Origin of the sequence: Chryseobacterium flavum, from assembly GCF_003385595.1 — a bacterium.
Lineage (GTDB): Bacteria > Bacteroidota > Bacteroidia > Flavobacteriales > Weeksellaceae > Chryseobacterium > Chryseobacterium flavum.
In genome coordinates this window covers 42,128-58,560 of the sequence record NZ_QNUE01000011.1, presented here as the reverse complement: position 1 = coordinate 58,560, position 16,433 = coordinate 42,128, and the positions used below count along the sequence as shown (strand labels likewise).

Genomic DNA, 16,433 nt, shown 5'->3' with positions numbered 1-16,433 from the left:
TTTTGTACCATGACGAAACCTGTTGGAAAATTAATAGTTATTGGGGGAGCTGTAAATAAAGGCAGCTTTGCGGAAACCGATTATGATCAGAATATCGAAAAGAACCTTAATTTTTTTGAACGCGGAATTTTAAGAAAGATCATTAATGAATCAAAGCATAAAGAAAATTCTGTCATCGAAATTGTAACAACGGCTTCTCAAATTCCACAGATCGTAGGTACCGAATATAAAAAAGCATTTGAATTCCTTGGAGCCAGGAATGTTAATATCCTCGATATTCATAACCGTGAAGAAGCTAATTCTGATGCTATGGTTGCCAGAGCTAATGCTGCAGACGTTATGATGTTCACTGGAGGTGATCAGCTGAGATTAACGTCTATTCTTGGAGGTACAAGATTTCACGATACCGTTTTATTAAAATATCAGGAACAGGATTTTATTTATTCGGGAACTTCTGCGGGAGCCGCCGCCGCCTCTGAAAATATGATCTACCAGGGAAGCAGCTCCGAAGCCCTTTTAAAAGGAGAAATCAAAACGACACAGGGGCTGGGCTTAATAGACAATGTGATTATTGATACCCATTTTGTACAACGGGGAAGGATCGGAAGACTTTTTCAGGCAGTAGTTAATAATCCAAGAACACTGGGAATCGGGCTGGGAGAAGATACCGGACTCTTCATCCATAATGACGTTATGACAGCAGTGGGTTCAGGCCTTGTTATTCTGGTAGACGGAAGATTCATTAAAGATACTAACCTTACAAATATCAATCTTGGAGAGCCAATTTCTATTGATAATTTAACAGTTCATGTGATGTCTATGAATGATCATTATGACCTTACCACCAAAACACTGACAATAGAAAACTCTCAGTTCAACCCTATCCCGCAGGATAAATAGCTGATAAAATATGACTATAAATATAAAAATGAGACTTCGGTTTCATTTTTTTGTTTTTAGGTTGTGTTTTAGTGTTAGAGTTTTTGAAATTTATAAATTAACTTCGTAGAAGAATATCATTTATCAAACTATATTTATGAAAATTATCATCCATGGTGGCTTTTTCTCTGAAAGTGACCAAAGCCACAAAGTAAAAACGGCCAAACAGAACTCCTTAAAAAGTATCGCTCAAAAAGCTTTTGAATACCTTCAAACCCATTCAGCTTTCGATACGGTGGCCTATGCCGTTTCTCTTTTGGAAGACGATCCGCTGTATAATGCGGGAACAGGCTCGCAGATTCAAAGTGATGGTATTATCCGTATGAGCGCCGCAATTATGGATGGTGAAACACAGAAATTAAGCGGAGTGATCAATATTCAGGATGTCAGGAACCCTATTTTTGTTGCAAAAAGTCTTATAAGTGAAGATGACAGGGTTTTAGGAGGAAACGGTGCAAAAAAATATGCTGCTGAACATGGATTTGAGGATTTTTCTACTGAAATCCCACAGAGAAGAAAAGAATATGAAGCAAAGCTGAGTAGTGGAGGTAAAGGCACAGTAGGCTGTGTAGCCATTGATAAAAGCGGAAAACTGGCTGTTGCTACTTCTACAGGAGGAAAAGGCTTTGAAATTCCGGGAAGAATTTCAGATTCTGCCACTGTAGCGGGAAACTATGCCAATTCTTTTTGTGCAGTAAGTTGTACAGGAGTAGGTGAAGATATTGTAAGCAATGCTACTGCCGCTAAAATTGTAACGAGAGTAACAGACGGAATGAGTCTGGAAAATGCTTTTCACAAAACTTTTGACGAACTTAAAGTCATTCAGGGGTTTGCAGGGGCCATTGCAATTGATAAAAATGGAAATATGTATCACCAGGACTCCTATCCTACTATGGTTTTTGCAAGTTTTGACGGAGAAAAATTTGAAACCTTCTCTTAATTTTAACATTTTTTTATAATTCTATTTATTTTTTTGGCACGTATTTTACATGATTATTAATAACAAATTTTAATATTAATGTCTTAAAAAAATAGAAATCATGGGAAACAAAACAAAAGGCTTATTAGCTTTACTAGGATTAGGTGCTTTAGCTTATTGGAAATATAAAAATTCAAGCCCGGAAGATCAGCAGGCTGTAAAAGATAAAATTAATACAGCAAAAGATAATCTTAACAAATGGGGAAATGACCTGAAAAATAAAGCCAATGATGTTGCTTCCCAGGTACAGAATAAAGTAGACGAAGCAAAAACAAAGGCTGAGGACTCTTTAAACTAAAAAACAGAGAGTAGTTTTAACATTCATATATAGAAAAAAGTCATCGTAATTAATTCGGTGACTTTTTTATTGATATCAATTCTTTCTTTTAGCACAAAACCCTATTTTTTCTGGGCTGTTAAAGCATACACTAATGGTATTTTGTTACCGAACTGCGGAATTCTCCATTTTCCTTTCTCAAATTCTTCAACATGTCTGAAGCATGGATACGGGGACCAGTTAAATTCCTTAAAAGTTTTCAACTCCATGTCTTTTTTAATCAAATTATCAACCACTTCTGCAATAGAATGGTTCCACATAACATATTCCTGTACAATAGGTGCTGACTGATCTGCATAAGTACCTGCATAGGTTTCTATAATCGGTTTTTCATTAAAATAATTATATGCAACCTTAGTAAAATCATCATCAAACATCCAAACTACAGGATGAAACTCTGCCATAATAAACCGGCCTTCGGGTTTCAAAAAATGGTGAATCACCTTTGCCCATCTTTCCAGATCAGGAAGCCATCCTATCGTTCCATAACTTGTATAAACAATATCAAATTTTCGATCCAGTATATTGGGAAGGTCATAAACATCAGAACAAATAAGTTCTGTATCTGTATCACATTTTTTTATCAGGTCTCTTCCCGCTTCTATTGCCTTATCTGATAAGTCAATTCCGGTAACTTTTGCTCCCATTCTCGACAGTGAAATGGAATCCTGCCCGAAATGACATTGCAGATGCAAAATACTTTTTCCTTTTACATCGCCTAAAAGTTCAAGCTCTATTGAATTAAGAGAAGTTCTGCCCTGTAAAAACTCATCTACAAAATAAAAATCCGACTTAAGGTGAGATTCCACTTTCCCATTCCATGACTTTTTATTGATTTCCAGGTAATTTTCCATTCCTTATTTCAGTTTTATTGTTTGTTTTAAAATTCTATGTAATATCAGAAACCTGGGTTCAAAATATTAATTATCAGATGGAATCACAATAGAAGTATGAAGGCTATACATTTGCCAGCCCAGGGTTTCGTATAATTGCTTTCCTTCTTCTGTTGCTACTAAAAGATTATTTGAGAATCCTCTTGACAAAGCAATTTTCTCTAGTTCTTTCAATAAAAAAGTAGCAAGCCCTTTCCTCTGATGATCTTTTTCCGTAACGATCCTGTCATACACAGCCAGGTTATCTATAAGAGAGACACGGCCTATAGAAGCCTGTTCACCATTTTCTGCCACAATTTTGACAACAAAAGTTGAATTGTATTCAGAAAACTCCAGACGATAGCCCTCTGCAAGATTGATTTCCCTGAATTTCATCGGCTGAAAACAGGTCATCATATAGCCTTGTGGCTGCAGTACCCATCTTTCAGGAATCTTATCCATGAATTCTTCAGAAGCTGCAGATACTTTCAGATAAATCCAGGGCTCATCAATTGAGTATGCGAGTTGAAAAAAATCATCATTAAGTTCAGGAAATACAAAACGTTCTTTTTGCCTTTCATCTCCTACATGGACCTTAAATCCGGATCTATACTGAACAGGAAAAGCAACTTCTCTTGATAAACACCACCCTTTAAGCCAATTTTCCACCATTTCAGCGGATACTTTATTCTTCATGTCTGAGTAACTATATGTTTATTTTAACTTTTCCAGTAATTTTCTTTTTTGTTCTGTAAACTCTATATCAGTAAGGATACCGTTTTCTCTCAGTTTACCCAGTTTTTCCAATTGGTCAAAAATAATCTGTGGTGAATGTTCTGTTACAGAGTAGTTCGCTTGTTTTTGAGGCGACACCTGATCATTGTTATATAATCCTTTTATCCGGTCATAAAATTTCTCCGCATCTTCCTTATCCATATAACACTCAAATTCAACAATCCTGTCACTTAAATGCAGCTGGATAACAGGTGATCTCGGGTCTGTAACAAACCGTACTGATTGTATGGCTTCATTAAGGTAAACATTGATCTTTGGAGCTCCAAACATCGATTTTGAAACTGAAAGCATCCTCGTCGGAGTGGCTACCAATATTCCTGCATCTAATGTATTAATGTACTGTGCATCTGTAATAGCAAGTATTTTTTCGTCTTCCGGAATAAGGAAAGGAAGCTCTTTCATTTCTCCTTTGGTAAATACAGAAAGACTGGCATTTAATTGTTCAAGGTCATGTTTTATTTTTCTTTTTCTCCGCTTATAAATCTCTTTTGATATCATATTCGACTCTACAACCGGAATAGATGGCAGATATCGCTCTTTTTTTACTAAGGCTGCTTTTGGTTCCAACATGCCTTTAATATCATCAATACTGAAATTATTCAGGTTATATAACAATTCCTGATTGACAGTACTTGCTTTGTCCAGACACTTATTACACAAAACAGTATTATCTGAAAGTTTATTCTCTCCTAAAAGTGTATCTATAGACGTTAATTCTGCGTCACAAAGCGAACAATTCTTACTCATTTTTTTGTTTTTTACAATCTTTCAAGAAGTTTTTTCTTTTGTTCTGTAAACTCTTCTTCAGTCAAAACCCCAGTTTCTCTTAATTTTCCCAACTTCTCTAATTGTTCAAAAACAGTTTGTGAAGTTTCTTTATCTGCATTGTAAACGCTTTCCTGCACCAAACCAGGAATATCATGTCGAAATGCCTGTACATCCCTGCGTTGTGCCTGCTGATATCTTTCCGGATATTGAATATTACCATTTACAACATTGGTAAATGTTCTTCCATCACTTTTATTATGAAGTTTAAATTCTGCAGAAGCTCCTTTAATATTTATTTTTAGGATAGAATACAGAAGGTTTTCAGTATGCTCAACGGAAATAATATCATATAAAGGAAATTCATTCCTGACAACACCTCCCAATATTTTTTTGTCTATAAAAACTACACGTCGGGGTGTGGCAAAAATAATCCCTTCTCTGTTATTTTGCAGGTAGATACACTCTGCAATAGCCAGAAGGTTTTCGCCTATATCCAGTACATTTTCCAGTTCTTTCACTTCTTCATTAACAAATATACTTAGTCTTGCATTAAGAGATACAATCTGATCTTTGATTTCATCAAGCCTGCCTGGCGCCTCATATGCATAACTATTTCCGGAGATATTTTGATTGTTCCCTTCTTCAATTTTATTTTTAAGGAACATCCCTGTTATTTCTGCAAAATAAAACTGATCCAAAGTATTAAAAAGATTCTTATTAATACGGATCGCTTTGACAAAGCATTCAGCACACAAGTACCCCCCATCTGCAAGCTTGTTTTTTTCTATCGAAAAATCTGTAGCAGTCAGTGAAGTTCCACAAATAGCACAAATAATATTCATCAAGTTCTATGTTTAAAAGTTTTGGTCTAAAATTACCATTTCTTTCTAAATATCAGCCAGTATTTCTTAGTTTGAATTTTAGATAAAAAAAACAGCTTAAGGAATACCTTAAGCCGTTATTATGTAGTTTAAAACCTTTTACCCTAAAAACTCTTCCAGAGAAACAGTTTTTTGCTCTCCGGTTTCAAGGTTTTTAAAGGTAATTGTATTATTTTTAATTTCTTCTTCTCCTAAAAAAACAAGATTTTTAATTCCTTTCTTTTCGGCATAAGTAAATTGCTTATTAAGTTTTGCATTTTCAGGATACAGTTCCGCAGAAATACCTTTTTCTCTCAATTTCATAATGAGTTTCAGAGCCTCTCTTATTTCCCTGCTCCCAAAATTGGCAAACAGATATTCTATCTTGGAAGATGCTTCTTCGGGGAAGAGATCAAGTTCTTCCATCACAAGATAAATCCTGTCCAAACCAAACGAGATACCAATTCCGGGAATATTTTTAACCCCGAAAACTTCAGTAAGGTTATCATACCTTCCTCCTCCTCCGATAGATCCCATAGCCACCTCATCAGCCTTTACTTCAAAAATAGCTCCTGTATAATAATCCAGACCTCTTGCAAGGGTAATATTGAATACCAGATTCTGTATATCTACACCGAGATTCAATGACTCTGTAAGAACAAATTCAAGTTCTTCTACGCCCTTCAGACCAATTTCGTTTCCAACAAATTTTTCTTTAAGCTGAAGAAGATTTTCAAGAGCATCATCAGACTGACTGAATAAGAAATCAAGTTTATCTATGGAATCCTGAGTTATTTCTCTTTCCAATAGTTCTTTTACCACCCCATCCTTTCCTATTTTATCCAGCTTGTCCAAAGCAACTGTAAAGTCAATAAGTTTATCAGTAATACCTGCATATTCTGCCAATCCTGAAAGGATTTTTCTATTATTTATATGAATGGTAACAGGCACTCCCAGATCAGAGAATGATTTCAGATATAACTGTACAAGATCCACTTCCTGCAATAAACTTTCACTACCTACCACATCTGCATCACACTGATAAAATTCCCTGAATCTACCTTTCTGAGGTCTGTCTGCTCTCCATACAGGTTGAATCTGATAACGCTTGAAAGGAAATGTCAATTTTCCATGATTCATAGCTACAAATCTTGCAAAAGGTACGGTTAAGTCATAGCGAAGTGCTTTATCAGAAATTTGAGGGGTAAGCTTTTGATGGGTTTTGTTATCCCAATCTTCCTGATTAACTTTTGAAGTATAATCTCCTGAGTTTAGGATTTTAAATATTAAGCGATCTCCTTCTTCCCCATATTTTCCTGTTAACGTAGAAAGATTTTCAAAGCTTGGTGTTTCCAGAGGCTGAAATCCGAATAACTCAAAATTAGTCTGTAAAATATTAATAATATATTTTCTTCTGGAAACTTCCTGTGCTGTAAAATCTCTCGTTCCTTTTGCTAAACTTGGCTTCATTTCTAGTATGTCATTTTGATAAACGCAAAAGTACGGAATTGCAAGGACTTTTACATAGCATAAAAAGCTGAGAAGTAATCTTTCCCTGCTTTTTATGTAACCAATCAATTATTGTGAAAAATCAGACACTTTCAATGATCTCCAGTATTTCCTCACCATAATTTTCAATCTTATGCTTACCGAATCCTTTGATCTCTAACAGTTCTTCTTTTCTGACCGGTTTATATTTGGCTACCGACATCAGCTCTTTATTACTTGCAATAAAATAAGTGGGAAGACTCTGCTCTCTGGCTTTTTCTGATCTCCAGAGTTTTAATGCATCAAGAATTTTCTCCTCATCCGCGTTCAAAGTATCATTTTCCAGTGAATATTTAACAGCTTTTGGCTCTTTTACTGTACTTCTGGCTGGTTTCAGTTCTTCAAAATACAATATTACGGACCAATAACACTCATCACTTACAAAAGCGGTTTCCACTTTTATAATCTCATTGGCTTCAAGAAAATCATCAAGCATTTTCTGATCTCTGTAGAGAAATTTTTCAGGAAGCCTTACTTTAAAAACTTTTACTTTCATCATTTGTGCTTTTAGAATTATTTACCTCCCAATAACAGAATCTCATCTACACGAACTTCCGTGATATAACGCTTTACGCCATCTTTATCATCATATGACCTGTACGTAAGCTTTCCTTCAACGGCGATTTCTTTTCCTTTCGGAACATATTTTTCCATAATTTCCGCAACCTTTCCAAATGCAATCAGATTGTGCCATTGTGTTTCTTCTACTTTTTCTCCTTTGGCATTGGTATAATGATCACTTGTAGCTAAGGATACACTTGCTTTTATGTTGCCATTATCGAAGTTTACCATTTCAACTTCTTTACCTGTGTAACCAATCAATGTTACTTTGTTTCTTAGTGACATAACTTTTAATTTTAAAGATTAATATTTCAGATAGGAGACGTTCACTGTTTTCTCAAATCTCTGTTGCAAAGATGGTAAGACAACCACAACACAGTCGGTTATAAATTATTTAAATTCATTTGTAGTCGTTTGTTGTCGGATAAATCATTTTACTCCCTATATTTTCTCGCATTCAATTATACTTTTAGCCTCTGTACCAATATCAATAAGCCGGTTAAATGTCAATCCTGATTTTTCTATAATCTCTCTAAATTCACTTAATGTTCTTTCTCTTCCCGTGATACAAGCCATCATCACAATATCCAAAAGTTTGCCTATATGAGGTTTGTTTTGAGAATCATCAGGAATCATCGCATCAATAATCAATAGCTTTGCTCCTTTAGGCATTGCATTATAACAGACTTTTAAAATCCGGATGCATTCATCGTCATTCCAATCATGAATTATCCATTTCATTGTATACAGATCTGCTCCTTCCGGTACTTTTTCAAAAAAACTTCCAACTGCTACCGAGCACCTGTTTTTTAAATTTTCAGGAATACATCCGGCAGTGGTTTCCGTTACATAAGATTCATCAAAAATAATCCCCGAGCTTTCAGGAGCTGAGTTTAATATAGTATACATCATGATTCCATTTCCGCCGCCAACATCTACAATCGTTTTGTAAGGACTGAAGTTATAGTTTTTAATAATTCCATCCAGTTCCATATTGGATAGCCCGGTCATTCCCCTTCCAAAGTTATTCCCCAGCTCCGGATTCTTCTTATAATACTCCCAAAGATTCATTCCATGTACATACTCAAAAGGTACTTTCCCTGTCTGAACACTATATGTAAGTTCCATAAATCCCGGAAAATGTTCAGTTAAATTAGCCAGTATAAAATCTTTCACCGTTCCGGGGACTCCGCTTTGCATAGTTGCACCCAGCTCATTAAGTATAAAAGTTTTATTTCCGGTCTCTGTAAAAATTCCGACACTGCTCAAAGCCCTCATAATTCTATACAACTGGTTTTCATTAGAATACGTCACTTTTGCCAGTTGGGATATCGTTTTTGGTCCTTCTGCCAGGAAATCCGCAATATTCAGTTCCGCTGCTGCTTTAACACATCCGGCAATCCACATTCCTCCCAGAATTTCAAACATTTTAAGTGTCGTTTCAGGTTTAATTTTAAATTTTTCCATAGTAATTTTATTTTTTGCTTTTATTATTAAGTTTAATTCAATAATTCGTGAATTTAAATATTTACATTTAAATATTCCATAATTTACAGAAAGTATTACCAAAAGTTACAGTCCTTACTATAATCCATTTACAAACGGATAATTCCGTATCTTTGTCAAAATTCATTATGAACAGGGATATCAATATTTTTGAGTTTCCTCTCAACCTGGGACTTACAAAAAAGGAGCATGAGATTGAACCCGGAGTCAGAAAACTACCTGACTGGCTCAGAAAATTTGATTTTCATAAACAGATTGATCCTAAAAATATTTTTACGCTTGAAGCTCCTCCGTATACAATGGATTTTGATGAAGAAACAAGGGTCAGAAACGCAGATGGGATTGCCGGATATGCCAGAAAACAGGCCGAATTCATTCTGAGGAACTACAATAAAAATACATTCAATATAATTCTTGGCGGAGACTGCAGTATCCTGATTGGAAATGCTGTTGCACTAAAAAAGCTGGGAAAGTTCGGACTTTTTTATCTGGACGGACACACTGACTTTATTCCGCCACAATTATCTGAAAGCGGAGGCATTGCAGGGATGGATCTTGCTATAGTTTCCGGAATTGGACCTGAGGCATTGACGAATATTGATGGACTTAAACCTTATTTTTCAGAAGAAAATATTTTCTGCTGCGGTAATGCTGAAACAGATGATGAAGAATATGTTCATCAGATCATCAATTCCAGCATTCATTATTATGATCTTGAAGGCCTTCGGAAAAATGGTTTCAGGAAGACTGCTGAAAATTTTCTGGACATGATCAGTGAAAGGGAGCTGGATGGTTTCTTTATTCATTTTGATGTAGATGCTCTGAAAGATGAAATAATGCCGGCTGTAGACAGCAGAATGGCAGATGGACTCAGTTATAGAGACCTTAAAGAGATATTGACACCATTAATCCATCATCCTGAATGTATGGGAATAGAAATCACTATCTTAGATCCCGATTATGATAAAAATGGGACATACACCCGACCCTTTGTAGAAAATTTAATTCAAATTATAAGAAATAAAGAAGATTAAATGAAGAAGACTATAAAAAGAACATTCAGAGTTTCAAAATATGTGATTTATAAAGAAACGCTTGTTGATTATAAAGAGCATTTCTGGTCATTTCTTGGAGCTTTTTTCGGAATTGGAATCATTGCGTTTATTCAGTCCCACTCTTTAGCAGAAACTGAAAATATATTCCTGATCGGGTCTTTTGGTGCATCAAGTGTTCTTATTTATGGAGCAATTCAGAGCCCACTGGCACAACCAAGAAATCTGGTCGGAGGGCATGTACTTTCTGCGCTTGTGGGTGTTACAGTATTTAAAATTATTCCTGATATTATCTGGCTTTCAGCTCCTCTTGCTGTAGCTTTCTCTATAGTATTGATGCAATACACAAAAACATTGCACCCACCGGGGGGTGCAACAGCGCTGATTGCCGTAAGCTCTACCGGAAAAATCCCTGAATTGGGATATTGGTACGTCATCTCCCCTGTTTTATCGGGGTGTATTATCCTGTTGATTGTAGCTTTATTCTTCAATAACATAACTCCTAACAGAAGTTATCCTTCTCACAGCAGGTTCAAAAGATTGCTAAAGAAAAGACATATACACCACACAAAATAAAATCTATGAACTGCCTGGAATGTGGCGAAAATATTATCGGAAGGTCTGATAAGAAATTTTGCAATGATGCCTGCCGCAATGCCTATAATAATAAGCAAAATAAAGATTCCAATAATCTGATGCGGAATATAAATAATAAACTCCGTAAAAATTACCGGATCCTTGTGGAAATTAATACAGATGGTAAAACAAAAATTGCTAAATCCAAACTGGACAGCCTGGGTTTTGATTTTGATTATTTTACCAATTTAAAAGTTTATAAAAACGGATCTGAATATAAATTTGTTTATGATTATGGCTATAAACTTCTGGAAGATGATTTTGTATTAATTGTAAAAAATCAGTCATAATCTTCCTCTTACCATCAAACTATTACATTATGAAAGAAATTGTTCTGATCACAGGAGCCGGTGGTATGATAGCCCAAGAGCTGGAGAAAAAATTGGAAAAAGTATACACTATACGATTTCTCACCCGAAAAAAAGAACGTGAAAATGAATTTGAATGGGATATTAAAAAAGGCTATATTGATGAAGAAGCATTGGAAAATGTTTCTCATATTATACATCTGGCGGGTGCCAACATATCAGAAAAACGCTGGACAAATGAAAGAAAAGCAGAGCTTATATCCAGCAGAATTGATTCTGCCGCTCTTCTTTTAAAAACTGTAAGGAAGAAAAGTATCAGGCTGAAATCTTTTATATCTGCATCTGGCATCAATCTTTACGGGACCCGGACGACTGAAAAAATTTATACCGAAGATGATCAGCCTGGAAATGATTTTCTAAGCGAGGTTGTTGTTTTATGGGAAAGAGCTGCGGATGATTTTAAAGAGCAGAAACTCGCAGAAAGAGTTGTCAAAATAAGAACAGCTGTTGTTCTTTCCACAAAAGAAGGAGCTTTAAAGAAAATGCTACTTCCTATCCAATATTATATCGGCTCTCCGTTAGGAAGCGGAAAACAGTATATGCCATGGATCCACATTGAAGACATTTGCTCTATGTATGAATTTGTCCTGAAAAATCCGGAAACAGAAGGCGCTTATAACGCAGTTTCTCCTCAACATACAACCAATGCTGGTCTTACTAAAAAAATTGCTCAAATATTAAAAAAACCATTATTTATGCCCCGTGTTCCCGCGTTTATATTAAAACTGATGTTTGGGGAACTGGCAACAGCAGTTTTGGAAGGCTCAAGAGCTTCTTCACAGAAAATCCAGGATGCAGGATTTCATTTTAAGTTTGCAGATCTGAGTGAGGCATTGAACGACCTGTTAAAAAAAAATGATAGTCATTAATGATACTCCAATAATGGGAAAACACTTCAATTTCACAAAATATATCAAAGCATATTTCACTTGACAATAGGGAATATCTTATTTTCTTTCAGTACAATATCCAAGATGTAGAATTGCCACCGAAAAAGGATTTACCATTTATTATAATATAGAAAATATACCGTATGCAAAACCCTAATATCAATATTCTCAAGACAGAAGTTCTATCGGACAACTGGTATACATTAAATAAAGTCACATTTACAGTTCGCAAAAAAGACGGAACCATAGAAACCCAAAGCAGGGAAGCCTATGACAGAGGCAATGGAGCCGTTATTCTTTTGTACAATCTCTCTTCAGGAAATGTGATTCTGACAAGGCAATTCCGTTTACCAACTTATATTAACGGGAATACCACAGGAATGATGATTGAAGCCTGCGCAGGCCTTTTAGACAATGATCAGCCGGAAGAATGTATCAAAAGAGAAACTGAGGAAGAAACCGGATATAAAATATCCAGGGTTGAAAAAATACTTGAAGCTTATATGTCTCCAGGATCCGTAACAGAAATTCTTCACTTTTTCATCGCTGAATATTCCGATGACATGAAAATAACGGATGGCGGCGGTCTTGAAGAAGAAGGAGAAAATATTGAAGTGCTTGAACTTCCTTTTGAGAAAGCCCTTCAGATGATTGATTCCGGAGAAATCAGGGATGCCAAAACGATTATGCTACTACAGCATTTGAGGATTAAACATATTTTGTAACGTTTTCCGTTTTATAAAAGCTTTGTTGACAGAATTATAGAGCTAAACAGATATATGACAAACTCGTTGGGAATAAAGATTATTAAAGGTACGGCCGTATTTTCGGTTTTTATTTTCAGTATCCTGATGCTGAAAACAATTTCCCAGTATACTACTTTTGAAAAAAACACAGGATTTCTGATGTTCAAACAGCAGGTTGTCAATAATCCGTACTGGCTGACTTTCTTCTATATCCATATTTTTTCAATCACGATTTGTCTTTTAGCTGGTTTAACACAGTTTTCAAACCGGTTTTTAACTGAAAACAGAAAGCTTCATAAGATTATCGGTAAAGTATATGTTTACAACATTCTGATCGTTAATGTTCCGGCCTGCTTTGTACTTGGGTTATTTTCAAATGGTGGTATAACCGGGATTACAGGATTTATTATACAAGATATTCTCTGGGCCTGTTTTACCATAACAGCCGTTCTGTCTATCAGAAAAGGTAATACTGTTATTCATAAAAATGCAATGATCTTAAGCTATGCTATCACCACAACCGCTATTACCTTCAGAATAATCAAAAATTTGTTTTATAATGAACAATATCATGACTATGAACTTTTTTATGGTATTAATGTATGGCTTTCCCTTTTTATCAACCTGTCTGTTGCCTATTTTATCATTAAGAAAACAAGCTCATTTTTTACCGCTCAAAAGAAACATTCGAAATGAAAATATAAAAGGCAATAAATAGTATCAGAAAAAACGAGCCAATCAGTATTAAAGTATTGAAAAGTACTGCATATTTACTTTTTTGGGTCCATCTGTTAGCAAAACGCATCGTTAAGTAAGACATCCCTGCAAAAACAACAAGGCAAAAGATCAAAAAAAGTAGTTCCCAGCTCATATGCACTAATTTAATGTAAAACTATTATTTTAAAATTAAAAACAATATATAATATAATCTTAAGATTTATATTTTAATAGATAAATGAATTTCCCACGTATCATAAAAACCTATGTATCACCAACATACAAACACATAGGTTATTATGATAAATAAAATAAGCCTGATGATTTTTAATAAACCTCTCTTAAAAGCTACTCGAGCTGATGGTTTAAAATCTGCAATTACACATCCATTCCATTCTCTTCACCAAAAGCTTTCCAGTATTGGTATTTCTCCGGGTCAGCAAAGGATGGGTCTTCATTATAAAAGTATAAAAGTCTTTTCAAAGCCGTGGTATAATATCCATACTCCAGGGCTTTTTCATAATATTTAATTGCCTTTTTTGTGCTTATTTTTACTCCCAGTCCTTCATCATACATAATTCCATAATAGATATTGGAATAAGTATTCCCGGCATCTTTTTTTAAATAACGTTGTAGATTGGCATAATCATTTTTTTGATAATAAATCTCAGCAATCTTTTCTTCATTGAAATAAAATCTCTTTTCTGCCTGTTTATAGTATTCCAGTGCAAGATCATAGTCTTGTAATACATAATCACCATAAAAATAAAGGAGTGCCAGATTCTGCATTGCCAACCCATTTCCCAGTTCTGCTGATTTTCTGAAACATTTTAAAGCTTTTTTAATATCCTGAGGATATCCAATTCCATTCTGATAATGATATCCTAAGTTATTCCAGGCAAAAGACTGATCCTGGAGACTTGCTTTTTCATATAGGGCTATGCCTTTCTTCACATCATAAAATTCAGGGTATTCATCATCGGTATATATAAAACCTAACTCTACCATCATATCTGCATTGCCGCGTTCTACCCCTATTGTATACAGCCTCACAGCATCTTTAACATTCCCTTCTTTAAAATATTCTTCTGCTCTTGATTTCAGGGTTTCATCATCAAAGTATTCTTCATAACCGGAACCTTTTCTCTCCGTCCATGCTTTATAAAAATCAAGAAAATACTTTTGATCTTTTCCGCGGAGGTTATATCTTTTCCCATATAAATCCCCCAATTGATGATCGGAGATCTGGTGGAGTTTTCTTTCGGTATCCAGAATAAACATTTCATCTCCCTTATAAAGGCAAAGCATCTGTTCATGATAATCTATTCCTTCCCCAATATAATCATAGACACTGCTCTGGGTTTCTGTTTTCTGATCATAATAAAACATTCCCTTCGATAGGATAACACGAAAGATTTCCTCTCTGCAGGACTCTATTTTTTTATATTCTGCAGAGGAAGGTAACAGCCAGCGGTCATCTGCAGCATTGTATACTCCCCAGCCATTTTCATCAGAAATTAAAAATATATCTCTCATGAACTGGGTGTACCAGTCTCTGTGAATATTTTCAATCCTGTGTCCTTTTAGCCTGAACTCACCGGACTTTGTATTATAAATATGCCATTCTTTAGCTTTTTTGTAAGCAAAAGAAGTATAGCCATAATCTCCCATGACCATCATACTGTCTACTTCAGAGTCCAGCAGGCTGCCATCAGATTTTATAATATTTATTTTTTTCTGAAACTTATTCGGTTTGGCAAAATAATATCCCTCTGAAATATGCGTCAGTACATCTTCCGGATATTCTCCAAGGAAAACGCCGCCAAATGTATAATATGCTCTTTTGGAAGTTCCAGCCTGTTTACGATAAAGCAGTTCAGAATAATCATAATCAAAAGGGTCTTCTGAATAATCTGCTATAATCTGTTGACCGGATATATCAATAACACGATACTTCCCTTCCTTTTTTGCATTAAAAAGCCCGGAATACCATAAAAGTTCCAACTCATCATATTCACAGGGGATAGCAATTTCTCCGGTAGCAATATCAATTAACCCTGCTTTTTTGTCCACTTCTATAGTCCCATAACTCTTATTTTCTATAAACAGGGGATCAAAGGCTTCTTCATATACACATTCAATAAGCACTCTACCATCATTTCGCAGATATCCGAATTTACCGTTTTTCTGTGCTACGGCAATTCCTTCATCATTAAAGGCAAATATTTCATCATAAACAGGTAAAGTTATAACATTTCCTTTTCTGTCCTTCAGGCCCCAAAAACCATTGTCTTCAAAGGTTTCCGAAGGATTTTTATACAAGTCGTCATTCCAATATCCCAAGCCGTAATTGATCCAGTCTGTTTCCAGCATGTTTAAAAAGGTATCATATCCTCTTCCGGCAAAAATTTCCTTTTCAAGCCATCCCAGATTCTGATTGGACATAGCTTTATCATACAGCCTGCTTTTCTCCTTAATTTCCAGTACCCAGTCTTTCGCCTGATCAGCATGTTTCTCTTCATTCATATTGAAAACATCCCAGGCATCTATCATAAAGGTATCGTAAGGAAGAGCGTCTAAGGTTTCAAACATTTTATTGACAGGCTCATAGTATACCTTTTTATAAAGCAATTGATAATGCTCGCCCAGCAACTGATAGAATGATTTCAGCCTTGCAACCCCGTTTTCTTTATCAAAATACAGCAGTTTTCCTTTTGATCTTGGATTACACGAGAATAAGGGAAGAAATAACTCAGGGATTTCGTAATTCCATTCTCCCAGATAATGTGAATATTGTTCTCCGGTTTTAGAATCAACATTATATACGTAAATACGGTGTGCCATATTATTATTCTTTAA

At 35.3% G+C, this 16,433-nt stretch carries 18 protein-coding genes; 9 read left to right on the top strand and 9 right to left on the bottom strand.

The genetic code is table 11. The features are described 5' to 3' along the window. The first annotated feature begins 9 nt into the window (after nt 1–9). From DRF59_RS14010 to DRF59_RS14000, 3 genes are all read left to right on the top strand, one after another. Nucleotides 10–900, top strand: a complete 891-nt coding sequence (locus tag DRF59_RS14010; RefSeq protein ID WP_115961285.1) for a cyanophycinase — start codon at nt 10–12, stop codon at nt 898–900. A 136-nt stretch (nt 901–1,036) separates the two neighbouring features. Then, on the top strand, nt 1,037–1,879 hold the full coding sequence (locus DRF59_RS14005) for an isoaspartyl peptidase/L-asparaginase (RefSeq protein ID WP_115961282.1): 843 nt from the start codon (nt 1,037–1,039) through the stop codon (nt 1,877–1,879). Between the two features lie 100 nt (nt 1,880–1,979). Next, complete coding sequence (locus DRF59_RS14000; protein ID WP_115961280.1) at nt 1,980–2,216, top strand: YtxH domain-containing protein; 237 nt, start codon at nt 1,980–1,982, stop codon at nt 2,214–2,216. Between the two features lie 101 nt (nt 2,217–2,317). Here the strand turns inward: DRF59_RS14000 and DRF59_RS13995 are convergent, their stop codons facing one another. From DRF59_RS13995 to DRF59_RS13960, 8 genes are all read right to left on the bottom strand, one after another. Further along, nucleotides 2,318–3,109, bottom strand: coding sequence for a class I SAM-dependent methyltransferase (locus DRF59_RS13995; RefSeq protein ID WP_115961277.1), 792 nt, complete (start codon nt 3,107–3,109; stop codon nt 2,318–2,320). 66 nt (nt 3,110–3,175) lie between these two features. Then, on the bottom strand, nt 3,176–3,823 hold the full coding sequence (locus DRF59_RS13990) for a GNAT family N-acetyltransferase (protein WP_115961275.1): 648 nt from the start codon (nt 3,821–3,823) through the stop codon (nt 3,176–3,178). Between the two features lie 18 nt (nt 3,824–3,841). Further along, nucleotides 3,842–4,669, bottom strand: a complete 828-nt coding sequence (locus DRF59_RS21010; RefSeq protein WP_206606749.1) for a PH domain-containing protein — start codon at nt 4,667–4,669, stop codon at nt 3,842–3,844. An 11-nt stretch (nt 4,670–4,680) separates the two neighbouring features. Beyond that, nucleotides 4,681–5,532: a PH domain-containing protein gene (locus DRF59_RS13980; RefSeq protein ID WP_115961272.1), complete on the bottom strand. Its 852-nt coding sequence runs from the start codon at nt 5,530–5,532 to the stop codon at nt 4,681–4,683. A gap of 138 nt (nt 5,533–5,670) precedes the next feature. Then, the gene (gene hisS, locus DRF59_RS13975) at nt 5,671–7,020 is read right to left on the bottom strand and encodes a histidine--tRNA ligase (protein ID WP_115961269.1); all 1,350 of its coding nucleotides are present in this window, start codon (nt 7,018–7,020) and stop codon (nt 5,671–5,673) included. Nucleotides 7,021–7,141: 121 nt separating this feature from the next. Continuing rightward, nucleotides 7,142–7,597 carry an HRDC domain-containing protein gene (locus tag DRF59_RS13970; RefSeq protein WP_241505599.1) on the bottom strand — a complete coding sequence of 152 codons (456 nt, stop codon included), beginning with the start codon at nt 7,595–7,597 and terminating at the stop codon, nt 7,142–7,144. A gap of 14 nt (nt 7,598–7,611) precedes the next feature. Continuing rightward, nucleotides 7,612–7,944, bottom strand: a complete 333-nt coding sequence (locus DRF59_RS13965; protein WP_115961264.1) for a single-stranded DNA-binding protein — start codon at nt 7,942–7,944, stop codon at nt 7,612–7,614. A 156-nt stretch (nt 7,945–8,100) separates the two neighbouring features. After that, the gene (locus DRF59_RS13960; RefSeq protein ID WP_123873693.1) at nt 8,101–9,126 is read right to left on the bottom strand and encodes a methyltransferase; all 1,026 of its coding nucleotides are present in this window, start codon (nt 9,124–9,126) and stop codon (nt 8,101–8,103) included. A 152-nt stretch (nt 9,127–9,278) separates the two neighbouring features. Here DRF59_RS13960 and DRF59_RS13955 point away from each other — a divergent pair, with 152 nt between their 5' ends. The 6 genes from DRF59_RS13955 (at nt 9,279) to DRF59_RS13930 (ending at nt 13,553) form a co-directional block, all read left to right on the top strand. Next, the gene (locus DRF59_RS13955) at nt 9,279–10,199 is read left to right on the top strand and encodes an arginase family protein (protein WP_241505598.1); all 921 of its coding nucleotides are present in this window, start codon (nt 9,279–9,281) and stop codon (nt 10,197–10,199) included. Further along, nucleotides 10,200–10,793: an HPP family protein gene (locus DRF59_RS13950; RefSeq protein WP_115961255.1), complete on the top strand. Its 594-nt coding sequence runs from the start codon at nt 10,200–10,202 to the stop codon at nt 10,791–10,793. A gap of 5 nt (nt 10,794–10,798) precedes the next feature. Next, nucleotides 10,799–11,143, top strand: coding sequence for a hypothetical protein (locus tag DRF59_RS13945; RefSeq protein ID WP_115961252.1), 345 nt, complete (start codon nt 10,799–10,801; stop codon nt 11,141–11,143). Between the two features lie 29 nt (nt 11,144–11,172). Continuing rightward, nucleotides 11,173–12,090: a TIGR01777 family oxidoreductase gene (locus DRF59_RS13940; RefSeq protein ID WP_115961249.1), complete on the top strand. Its 918-nt coding sequence runs from the start codon at nt 11,173–11,175 to the stop codon at nt 12,088–12,090. A gap of 164 nt (nt 12,091–12,254) precedes the next feature. Continuing rightward, nucleotides 12,255–12,836, top strand: coding sequence for a GDP-mannose pyrophosphatase NudK (gene nudK, locus DRF59_RS13935; protein WP_115961246.1), 582 nt, complete (start codon nt 12,255–12,257; stop codon nt 12,834–12,836). Nucleotides 12,837–12,890: 54 nt separating this feature from the next. Continuing rightward, the gene (locus DRF59_RS13930) at nt 12,891–13,553 is read left to right on the top strand and encodes a DUF2306 domain-containing protein (protein ID WP_115961243.1); all 663 of its coding nucleotides are present in this window, start codon (nt 12,891–12,893) and stop codon (nt 13,551–13,553) included. 399 nt (nt 13,554–13,952) lie between these two features. Here the strand turns inward: DRF59_RS13930 and DRF59_RS13925 are convergent, their stop codons facing one another. Beyond that, nucleotides 13,953–16,418: an SEL1-like repeat protein gene (locus DRF59_RS13925; RefSeq protein WP_115961240.1), complete on the bottom strand. Its 2,466-nt coding sequence runs from the start codon at nt 16,416–16,418 to the stop codon at nt 13,953–13,955. Nucleotides 16,419–16,433 lie beyond the last annotated feature (15 nt).

Coding starts and splice junctions, on each gene's coding strand:
- hisS (WP_115961269.1), bottom strand. CDS start 7,020: ATGAAGCCAAGTTTAGCAAAAGGAACGAGAGATTTTACAGCACAGGAA.
- DRF59_RS14000 (WP_115961280.1), top strand. CDS start 1,980: ATGGGAAACAAAACAAAAGGCTTATTAGCTTTACTAGGATTAGGTGCT.
- DRF59_RS13990 (WP_115961275.1), bottom strand. CDS start 3,823: ATGAAGAATAAAGTATCCGCTGAAATGGTGGAAAATTGGCTTAAAGGG.
- DRF59_RS14010 (WP_115961285.1), top strand. CDS start 10: ATGACGAAACCTGTTGGAAAATTAATAGTTATTGGGGGAGCTGTAAAT.
- DRF59_RS14005 (WP_115961282.1), top strand. CDS start 1,037: ATGAAAATTATCATCCATGGTGGCTTTTTCTCTGAAAGTGACCAAAGC.
- DRF59_RS13930 (WP_115961243.1), top strand. CDS start 12,891: ATGACAAACTCGTTGGGAATAAAGATTATTAAAGGTACGGCCGTATTT.
- DRF59_RS13925 (WP_115961240.1), bottom strand. CDS start 16,418: ATGGCACACCGTATTTACGTATATAATGTTGATTCTAAAACCGGAGAA.
- DRF59_RS21010 (WP_206606749.1), bottom strand. CDS start 4,669: ATGAGTAAGAATTGTTCGCTTTGTGACGCAGAATTAACGTCTATAGAT.
- DRF59_RS13940 (WP_115961249.1), top strand. CDS start 11,173: ATGAAAGAAATTGTTCTGATCACAGGAGCCGGTGGTATGATAGCCCAA.
- DRF59_RS13995 (WP_115961277.1), bottom strand. CDS start 3,109: ATGGAAAATTACCTGGAAATCAATAAAAAGTCATGGAATGGGAAAGTG.
- DRF59_RS13945 (WP_115961252.1), top strand. CDS start 10,799: ATGAACTGCCTGGAATGTGGCGAAAATATTATCGGAAGGTCTGATAAG.
- DRF59_RS13950 (WP_115961255.1), top strand. CDS start 10,200: ATGAAGAAGACTATAAAAAGAACATTCAGAGTTTCAAAATATGTGATT.
- nudK (WP_115961246.1), top strand. CDS start 12,255: ATGCAAAACCCTAATATCAATATTCTCAAGACAGAAGTTCTATCGGAC.
- DRF59_RS13960 (WP_123873693.1), bottom strand. CDS start 9,126: ATGGAAAAATTTAAAATTAAACCTGAAACGACACTTAAAATGTTTGAA.
- DRF59_RS13980 (WP_115961272.1), bottom strand. CDS start 5,532: ATGAATATTATTTGTGCTATTTGTGGAACTTCACTGACTGCTACAGAT.
- DRF59_RS13970 (WP_241505599.1), bottom strand. CDS start 7,597: ATGATGAAAGTAAAAGTTTTTAAAGTAAGGCTTCCTGAAAAATTTCTC.
- DRF59_RS13965 (WP_115961264.1), bottom strand. CDS start 7,944: ATGTCACTAAGAAACAAAGTAACATTGATTGGTTACACAGGTAAAGAA.